At 66.6% G+C, this 8,820-nt stretch carries 8 protein-coding genes; 3 read left to right on the top strand and 5 right to left on the bottom strand.

Annotated features, from left to right (window positions below; translation table 11 throughout):
* Positions 1-63: 63 nt before the first annotated feature.
* Positions 64-297: a hypothetical protein gene (locus FDZ84_RS35215; RefSeq protein ID WP_246868659.1), complete on the bottom strand. Its 234-nt coding sequence runs from the start codon at positions 295-297 to the stop codon at positions 64-66.
* Between the two features lie 520 nt (positions 298-817).
* On the opposite strand from FDZ84_RS35215, the gene FDZ84_RS35210 reads away from it, so the two are divergent.
* On the top strand, positions 818-1,108 hold the full coding sequence (locus tag FDZ84_RS35210; RefSeq protein WP_168589348.1) for a hypothetical protein: 291 nt from the start codon (positions 818-820) through the stop codon (positions 1,106-1,108).
* 26 nt (positions 1,109-1,134) lie between these two features.
* Here the strand turns inward: FDZ84_RS35210 and FDZ84_RS35205 are convergent, their stop codons facing one another.
* Positions 1,135-2,040: a VCBS repeat-containing protein gene (locus FDZ84_RS35205; protein WP_168589347.1), complete on the bottom strand. Its 906-nt coding sequence runs from the start codon at positions 2,038-2,040 to the stop codon at positions 1,135-1,137.
* A gap of 496 nt (positions 2,041-2,536) precedes the next feature.
* Between FDZ84_RS35205 and FDZ84_RS35200 the strand changes: the two genes are divergently transcribed.
* A complete protein-coding gene (locus FDZ84_RS35200; RefSeq protein WP_168589346.1) occupies positions 2,537-3,211 on the top strand; it encodes a PHB depolymerase family esterase in 675 nt (224 codons plus the stop codon).
* Positions 3,212-3,230: 19 nt separating this feature from the next.
* Here FDZ84_RS35200 and FDZ84_RS35195 read toward each other — a convergent pair whose 3' ends face one another.
* The 3 genes from FDZ84_RS35195 to FDZ84_RS35185 form a co-directional block, all read right to left on the bottom strand.
* The gene (locus tag FDZ84_RS35195) at positions 3,231-4,061 is read right to left on the bottom strand and encodes a helix-turn-helix transcriptional regulator (RefSeq protein ID WP_168589345.1); all 831 of its coding nucleotides are present in this window, start codon (positions 4,059-4,061) and stop codon (positions 3,231-3,233) included.
* 428 nt (positions 4,062-4,489) lie between these two features.
* Positions 4,490-7,336: a M48 family metallopeptidase gene (locus FDZ84_RS35190; RefSeq protein WP_168589344.1), complete on the bottom strand. Its 2,847-nt coding sequence runs from the start codon at positions 7,334-7,336 to the stop codon at positions 4,490-4,492.
* Between the two features lie 6 nt (positions 7,337-7,342).
* Complete coding sequence (locus FDZ84_RS35185; protein ID WP_210435320.1) at positions 7,343-7,867, bottom strand: hypothetical protein; 525 nt, start codon at positions 7,865-7,867, stop codon at positions 7,343-7,345.
* A gap of 715 nt (positions 7,868-8,582) precedes the next feature.
* On the opposite strand from FDZ84_RS35185, the gene FDZ84_RS35180 reads away from it, so the two are divergent.
* Positions 8,583-8,783, top strand: a complete 201-nt coding sequence (locus FDZ84_RS35180; RefSeq protein ID WP_168589343.1) for a cold-shock protein — start codon at positions 8,583-8,585, stop codon at positions 8,781-8,783.
* Positions 8,784-8,820 lie beyond the last annotated feature (37 nt).

Raw genomic sequence — 8,820 nt, 5'->3', positions numbered from 1 at the left:
CGGGCGCGGGGTGTGTCCGCAGTGGAGCGTCGGTGCGTGACGATGTCCACTAAGGACGAACATTCACCGCCGCTGAGTGGCCGGCCATGCCGTCATATCCGCCGACCGATATGCGGGCAGCCCATCCCAGATCAAGGTGACCGGTTGACCGCCCAGATGCTCCCGCAGGTCGGTGAGGAACTCGATCAGCGAGGCGGTGTTGTAGGCACCGTGCCTGTTCTGGAACACGAACGTGGCCGGCTGCGGTCGGGCTGATACGCCGGCACACCGGCCATCGACATCCGCTTCCAGGAACATCGGTGGGTCAACACCGGAGTCTGGCCACGCGGCGCCCAGATAGCCCTCACCACTGGCAGCAGCGAGACCCGCTCCCGTCCTGAAAGCAGGTTACGGCTCTCCCCGGCGCCGGGCGCTCCTTTCTGGCTCTTCCGCTTCTTCCATGGGTGGGTTAGGCACGTCAGGGGATTCACACAGCTACCAAGACATGACACCGGTAAGAACCGGCGACACCGCTCACGACGCCACAGGCACTGGTCGTGAGTGGCTGTTCCGGTAAGAACCGGCATTGCCACTCACGACCCGACGGGCACTGGTCGTGAGTGATTGTTCCGGTAAGAACCGGCATTGCCACTCACGACCCGACGGGTACCGGTCGTGAGTGATTGTTCCGGTAAGAACCGGCATTGCCACTCACGACCCGACGGGTACCCGTCCGGATCAACCGACTGGCCCTGGCCACAGCAGTCGAAGAACAAGGACTCACCGTTGACGCCTCGGCCCTGGACCGGCTCGCACTGGTCACCCAACGGCTGCGCCCGTGGCCGGATGCGGCGGCTGCTCTCCGCGCCCTGTCGGGACGTTCACCCTGGCGGCACTGCCCAACGCGGCCACGGCGATGCTCGCCGATATCGGCCGCCGAGGCGCTCTACCTTGGTACCGCGTGCTTTCCAGCGAACTCGTGCGCGCCTACAAGCCCGACCCCGTGGTGTACGAGATGGCGCTGGATCTCCTCCGCGTCGAACCCGAGCAGAGCATGCTCGTCGCAGCTCGGTACGCAGCGGCGGTCCGGGCTGATCCGGTACGAGCCCGGCGCTTGCCCCAGTCATAGCCGGGGAAGCGCCGGGCTCGTCGGCGTCAGCCGAAGTTGCCGGTGGCGACGGCCTTCCAGTCGTTCGCGCAGCCGGGGCCGCACTTCCACGACAGGCGCGGGTCACCGGTCACGGCGCCCTTGCCGTTCAACGTCCACGTCGCGACCTCACCCGTGGTGGCGTTGTGCCACACCACGTCGTTCTTGAAGTCGTTGTTGAAGTCGTTGACACCGACGATCTTCCACTGGTTCGCGCAGTCGGGCCCGCACTTCCAGGACAGCTTCAGGTCACCGGTCACCGTCTGCTTGCCGTTGGTGAGCCATGCCGACACCTCACCGGTGGTGGCGTTGTGCCACAACAGGTCGTCGAGGTTGTCCTCGTTGAAGTCACCGGCACCGACGGCCTTCCACTGGTTCGCGCAGTCGGGCCCGCACGGCCAGGACAGGTTCGGGTTGCCGGTCACGTGTCCCTTGCCGTCGAGCAGCCACGTGCCCACCTCGCCGGTGGACGCGTTGTGCCACACGATGTCCGACTTGTTGTCGGCGTTGAAGTCGCCGATGGCGACGGCCTTCCACTGGTTCGCGCACTCGGGGCCGCACTTCCAGTCGAGGCTCAACGCCTTCGTGACGGTGCCCTTGCCGTCCAGGATCCACGCGGACAGCTCGCCCGTCGTGGCGTTGTGCCACAGCACGTCGGAGGTGAAGTCGTTGTTGAAGTCACCGCCGCCGACCACGCGCCACTGGTTGGCGCAGTCGGGCCCGCACTTCCAGGACAGCCTGTTGTCCCCGAGCACCGTGCCGTGACCGTCGGTGAGCCAAGCGCCCACGTCGCCGGTCCTCGGGTTGTGCCACAGCAGGTCCGCGTTGCCCGCAGCGGCCTGGGCAGGCGCGGCGGTGAACGCGAGTGCTGCCGCAGTCGCCGCGAGTGCGGCGCCGATTTTCCTGCCTAGCATTGGTTTTGTCAGCTCGGCAGATCGCATGTGTTCTCCCGATCGTATTCATAGCCCTTGATCCCTGACGCGCGAGGTAAGGGTCTGTCGGTCGATTGGGCCGTCAGCCAACTACCAGCGCGCAACTTCGAGGATCGTTCGGCGCGGGAAGTTCGTGAATCCCAAGCTTTGGGGGGTGACAAGAGCACGTGTTGCCTGTAGCGCGGATGTGGCCATGCAGCCGTGTCGGCGGCCAGGCCGCGCAGTACTGTGTGACGTCCGCTGATCACACCGCCGACAAGGAGAAACCAGGGTGCACGCAGCTACCCGCCCCCCAAGGCTGTCACGCGCTACCGTCGCCAGACGGCTCACCGCCCGGTTGCTCGCCGTCTCGATGTGCATGGGACTTCTGATCACCGGCACCCCCTCCGCTTCCGCAACCGCGACGGGAGGAGCAGGCTGCACGCTAGTCCCAACCTCGGGAACCGTCAGCCGTGAGGCCGCGGGCAGGACCTACCACGTGAACGTGCCACCGGGTCTGTCCGGACCTTCGGTGCCGTTGCTGCTCAGCCTCCACGGCGCGCTCCAGCCGTACTTCTTGCACGAGAGGGAGACTCGTTGGTCAACTGCCGCCGCTACCAGGTACTTCATCGTCGCTTACCCGTCGGCAGGGGCAGGACTGGTGTGGGACGCAGCCCAGCGGTCCGGTGACGTCACCTACCTGCGTGAGGTGGTCAAGGACATCTCCAGAACCTGGTGTGTCGATCCGCGCCGGATCCACGTGGAGGGCTTCTCCAGCGGCGCCAACATGTCGGCCAGGCTCGCGTGCGACGCCTCCACGGTGTTCGCCTCGGTTGCCGCCTACGGTGGCGTTTCCCCTTCGTTCACCGGCAGCCCCTGTGTACCGGATCGCCCGATCGCGGTGGGTCTGTTCCACAGCGATGGTGACCTCATCAGCCTTCCCCCGCTCGCCGTCGCGCACCGCGATGAATGGCTACGACGAAACGACTGCCCGGCGACCCCGGTCACGGAACCGGGTGTACCGGTGGAGGCCGCCGTGTACGGCCCGTGCCGTGCGGGCGTTCAGGTGGTGTGGCGCGTCTATCGGGGCACTCACTTCTGGCCCGGGGACGACAACCGTACTGATATCGCCAACCGTATGTGGAACTTCTTCATGCGAAATCGGCTCCCGTGAGGTGCTTGACCAATCGACCTCAACGAGACAGCACAGCCATGATCTCCTCGCGGCTGGTGATGCTGATTTTCCGGTAGATCGACTTGAGGTGATCATTCACGGTGTGCACCGACAAGTCGAGCCGTCGGGCGATCTGCTTGGCGGGTATGCCCTCGCGGAGTTGGTCGATGATGGTGCGTTCTCTGCCAGTGATGTCGTACCAGGCCGACAGAGCGGGCAGCAGTTCCACACCAGCCGCCTGGATGATCACTGCCACGTCGCCCGTGCCATCCGCGTTGAGAGGCTGGCCTTGGATGCTGACCCAACGTCCGGCGTATGCCGAGGGCAAACAGGCCACCGGGCGCGATGTTGTTGGGTCACGTACGAACCTCCGGCTGGCCATCGCCACCTCGCTCGAGAGAGCTGTCGCTGCCCACTCGGGCTTCGCCAGGGACGCTGGCAGGCGTATTTCACGTAGCCACGCGTGCCCCTCAGGAGTGATCCCGCGTACCGCGTGATCGGCGCCCACCATGATGACTCCTGGGGGCAGGTCCTGGTCCGGTGGACGCAGGGGGGTTGCCCTGATGTAGCTCCGCGACGCCGCCACCAGGGGTTTGACAAGCTGCGCGACGCGGTCCACATCGCATTGTTCGAAGGGTCTGCCGCCCTGTTCCCGGAACAGCACGAGTGTTCCCCACGACCCATGGGAGCCCCGCAGGAGCAGACGCAACTCGCTGCCGAACCCGTTGTCCAGCAGGATCTTGTACGCAAGCCGGTCGCGCGCATTCACCACCTGCGCCAGGACGCCTCGGTGTGCGTGCTCGGCAGGATGGGCCGGCTCCTGGCCCGAGTACAAGTTGATCATCTGCATTCGGCCGATCTTCGCGGTAAGCCGATGCCAGAATCCGAATGAGGCCATGTTCGTATCCGGGTTCCGCCAGCACACGTGGAGGGAGTCGTGTGCGACCAGGCCGACGATTGTGCGGGAGATGACCTCACCCATCTCGTCTGAGGTCAGGCCGTCCCCGGCCGCTGAACAGAGGTCACGCCCCAGGCGGTCCATGTCTGGTGTCACGATGTTGAGTTTTCCGGATGTGCCGTTCCCGCCGAAAGCGAATATCCTTAGTCGCCTGGCCTTTTCGGTGCACATGGAGACCGTTCGGATCCGGGGCACCAAGCTACGGTGGTGAGCCCAGTGAGCTACGGTCCCCAGCGCTTGCAGTGCGCACCCGTGGTGACCTGCCGATCAAGGTCATTACCCGATGTCGGCGTTTGCCAGGGGGAGCGGCTCGGGAAGCGCTAGAAACCGCCGTCGTGCGCCACCGTGCCGATCCGGTCCTTCACCGCCTTGAGGGTGTCTCCCGCCTCGGTCATTTCGCGTACCGCCACGAGGAAGAGGCGGCCGTTTTCATGGTCCAGGGCCTGTCCGCAGTCCGCGCTGCTCTCCCTCGCCTGCGCGATGAATTCCTGCCAGCGGGATTGGGCCTGCGGCTCGGGTACCGGGAAGAAGCGATCGGCGTCTCGCGCGATCTGGGCGAGGTCATCGCAGAAGGGGCGAACGCGGGCCGGATCGATGGCGCCTTTCGTGACGGTCGCGGCCTCGCGCAGGACCTCGGACAGGCTGCGGGCGTCGGCGGCAAAGCGGTCCATCAGCGCCCATCCCCCGACTCGGCTCCAGGCGATCACCTGCATCGCACGCGTGTGGGCGGAAACCGCTGTGTTGTCGCCGGGAACGATCCTTCCCACGGCCGGTGCGTGTTCCAGTGGGCGTTTCAAGACCAGCGGTATCTCCTGGGCCAACGTGATCACCACCGCCATTGCGCACAACGCGCCTACGCAAGTCCGGCGGGCGAGCAAACCATCCCGCCCCGCCCGGGGCTCTTGCGTCGCTGGCGGCCACGCTCTGCGGATCGCCGACACGGCGGCGGCCGCAAAGACTGCCACCAGCGCACCAAGCACCAGGATGACTCCCAGGATGTGCTGGAAGCCAAGCCAGATCGAGGCGGGACTCACCACGCAGGACGACTGGAGTGTGTTCAGCGGCTGGACACAGCCGTCCATGTCGGCGAGCACGAAAACCCCGGCGAAACCCGCCAAAGCCGCGGTCTCGGCCGCGATGAGCGCAATGAGAAGCCGGTATCGACTCGCCAGCACGCTCGCGATTACGGCGGCGGTGACCACAGCCGCTACCAGGGCCAAGAACACCCATGCCTGGTAGAGCAAGGTGGTGACGTCTCGTTGCCCGAGCGGCGGCTGCCACGTGTGCATGTACGCCATCACGCACACGACGACTGCCCAGCTCAGCACCCCGCCCAGCAGGCCCGGCAGCAACGCCCGTCGCAGCGGCGGCAACCCCTCCCCGTGCGGTGGCACGCCACCGGACGCCCCCACGGCGTCGCGCACCCAGCGGGGCGAGACCGGGGCCGGAGGAATCACCCAGGCCAGCAGCGGCATGAGCCACAACACCGCAACCGCGGACAGCACAACGGGCAAGTAGGTGATCGTCTGCAGTTGTGGCCACCCAAAGGCAATCGCGGACAACGCCGTGTAGTGCTCCGCGACCTGGTCCGGCGACAGTCCCTGCATCAACAGTTGGCGGACGCCATCCGGGTTGACCTGCCACCCGTGCCCGATGATCGCTCCCACGCCCTGCCACCACGCGAACCACGCTGACAACGCCACGCATCCGGCTGCCAGGCCCGGCAGCATCGCCGTCCAGATCCGACGCCCCGGCCACACTACGCTCCACAGTTGGGCGCATTGTGTTGTCCACCAAGCGAAGACCACTCCTGCGAGCACCACCAGCACCAGGACCGCGGGTTGCGCGGGAAGCCACCCGAAGAGGACAGCGCGGTTGACGAACAGTTCCGCAGCCGCCATCCCGGCTCCCAGCCACAGCCCCGCCCGCACACCGGATGGTGCACGCCGAGCGGTGAGCCTCGCATGGGCCACTGCACGCCACAGGGCGATTCCAGCAACACCCGAAACCAGCGTCGCCGCCGTCAGCGCCGCCGCCTGCTCGGCCCACTTGTTGTTCTGGGCGTACTGCTGCGCCAAGGACCACAAATGTGCGTTGATCAGCGCGGCGGCGGCCCCGGCCAGAAACATCGGCAACGCCGGCACAGCGAACAGTGCCGCCGGATTGGTCAGGGCATCCCGGCGCAGATCCCATCGCGGATGGGTGCGCCACAGTTCGGCAAACGAACCGAACGCCGGCCGCGGTGCGCCTCCGGCTGCGGCGGGTGTCCTGGCGGCCCAGGTTCGGGGGTCCGCGCCCCATCGCACGGCCGCCAGGTCGGCGTACATCTCCCGGCTGCGCAACACATCCGCGCGCGCCAGGTAGACCAGCACGACCAGGAATACCGTGAGCAGGAGGCCACGCGTGGCCACCGGCTCCTCGTTGGGGCCGATCGTCGATCCCAGTTCGTGGGCGAACATCGTGATGTAGCGGACCAGAAAAGGCAGCAGCACCAAACCCAGGAACACCCGCCACAGGCTGACAGTGACGTACGTGATGGTGACATCGCCATTGCGGATGTGGGCCAACTCGTGCAGCAGCACCGCCCGAAAACCGGGGGAGTCGGTGCGCCTGCGGGCGAGCAGACCACCGTCCAGGCAGACGGTCGGCCGGCCATTGCGGCCGAACACCACCGCACCGGTCGAGGGCGCCGCCGGATCGACGACGACACGCGGCACACGGGTCAGGCCCGCCACCGCCGCCAACTCGCCCAGCAGCCGATGCAGCGCGCCATCGCGGTCGATCGCCTCCAGCGGGACGACCCGTCCCCGCCGCGTCCGCCAGGCCGGCAGGCCCCAGAACAGCAGGCCTGCACCGATCAGCAGCAGCGTGGGCCACACGACGAGGGTCAGCCACCACGGCGGCGATGACTGGTAGCTAGCGGTGCATGCCTCGAACGCGGGCGCGTGGACGATGGCGCCGATGTACAGGCTGGAGTTCTGGCTGGGATCTCCTCCGGCCGCCAGCACGCAGCTCATGTCGCCTTCGCCGTAGAACCCGAGCGCGACATCCAGCATCATCCGGCCGCTGCTCACCAACAGCAGCGCCACCAGGAGCACGAAGCGTATGGTCGTGCCCGCCACAATCGCCCGCTCGTCGGTTTGCGGTTGATGAATCGTCTTGGTCATCGGGCGCTAGCCATGGGCCGGGGTGCTGGCGTCCGGATCGGTGGGGCCCTGCGCTGGACCGCGGGGCAGCGCCAGCCGAGCCACCACCGCGTCGGCGATCGTGATCGCGTGTTCTGGCTCCAGGCCGCGTTGCGCGGCCAGCTCCAGTACCCGTTGCCGCACCTCGGCGAGCTGCTCGGGGGCTAGCGGCGGGACGACCGCGGGCGTCTTCTTCCGGCGGAAGACCTTGCCCAGCAAGCCCTTTGCGCCCTTCGCCGCGCCGTCCACGGCGGCGCCGGCGAGCCGCTGCGCCACCTCGTCGACCGCCAGCCACACGACGGGAGTCACCATCGCCGCGATCTCGGCCAAGCCGAAACCCAACGGCTCCCGCCGCTGGCCCCAGCGGCTCAACCGCCTCACGACCGTGGCGTCGTCGGACCGCGCCAGTCCGGCCACCAAAGGTAGTTCGTCCGACGCGACCTCGGCCACCACATCGTGGACCACATCGCGCACCCTGGCCCCGCCCGAAGCATCGGTTTGCCTATCTGGCAAGGCTGATCCAGAGCTCATAGCACTCCCAGCGAGTCGCATCCACCGTGCCCAGCCAGTGTCCAGATTCCCGATCACGGCCGACGGGCCTTGCCGAAAAACCACTCCAATGGCTCAACGCCTGCTGATGTCGTGCTCCGCGGGGCGCGGATCGCCGTGTTCGTGGCAATTCCATGAGCGAAACCCTCAGCTCACGTGGCATCGCAGGGTTGTTAAACCCGCATGCTGCCGGAGCGATAGGTCGTGGGTGAGCCCACGCAGTGGCGACCCTAAGGTCCACTGTGGATTAATGGGACCATAGGTATGGCTGGTCAGGCCCTTGCGGGTAGCGGAACTCCTCGATTTCACGCTGATGGATGTTCTCTCCGCCCCGAACGCCAGTGATGCCGGCGTAGCCCTCGTCCTCCATGGCGGAGCATGATCGGGAGCGGACCCACTCGCCTAGAGTTGCGACACGCCCGGGGCGGTCCGCCTGTTGATGAAGCTCGTTGCGACACGCCCGGGGCGGTCCGCCTGTTGATGAAGCTCATGGTGGTGTAGTGTCTGTTGTGGTCGCAGTAGTTCTGGATCGTGTTTCGTGCACGCTCGCAGGATATCGATGCGGGCGAGCCGCTCTCTTTGGTCAAGCTGGAGTTAGCAGCCGTCTGAAATCCCGCCGGCCCTGGCAGGCACGCAAGGTGTCGCGCCGGTTCTAGCTCTAGGTTCTAAGGAGATCGTCATGGCACAGGGAACCGTGAAGTGGTTCAACGCGGAAAAGGGCTTCGGCTTCATCGCCCCCGACGACGGTGGCCCGGACGTGTTCGTGCACTTCTCGGCCATCGAGGCCTCGGGCTTCCGTGAGTTGTCCGAGGACCAGCACGTGACCTACGAGGTCACCCAGGGCCCTAAGGGCCCGCAGGCCGCCAGCGTGCGCGTCTGACCTGCCTCTCTCCGGTGGCTCCCTGTCCGACCTGGGC

Origin of the sequence: Saccharopolyspora sp. ASAGF58, from assembly GCF_012277335.1 — a bacterium.
Lineage (GTDB): Bacteria > Actinomycetota > Actinomycetes > Mycobacteriales > Pseudonocardiaceae > Saccharopolyspora > Saccharopolyspora hattusasensis.
This window is presented reverse-complemented; position numbering and strand designations above follow the sequence as displayed.

Bases quoted from the DNA above. Each gene is read 5' to 3' on its own strand.
- FDZ84_RS35215 (WP_246868659.1), bottom strand. From the start codon at position 297: ATGTTCCTGGAAGCGGATGTCGATGGCCGGTGTGCCGGCGTATCAGCC.
- FDZ84_RS35205 (WP_168589347.1), bottom strand. From the start codon at position 2,040: ATGCTAGGCAGGAAAATCGGCGCCGCACTCGCGGCGACTGCGGCAGCA.
- FDZ84_RS35195 (WP_168589345.1), bottom strand. From the start codon at position 4,061: ATGCAGATGATCAACTTGTACTCGGGCCAGGAGCCGGCCCATCCTGCC.
- FDZ84_RS35190 (WP_168589344.1), bottom strand. From the start codon at position 7,336: ATGACCAAGACGATTCATCAACCGCAAACCGACGAGCGGGCGATTGTG.
- FDZ84_RS35180 (WP_168589343.1), top strand. From the start codon at position 8,583: ATGGCACAGGGAACCGTGAAGTGGTTCAACGCGGAAAAGGGCTTCGGC.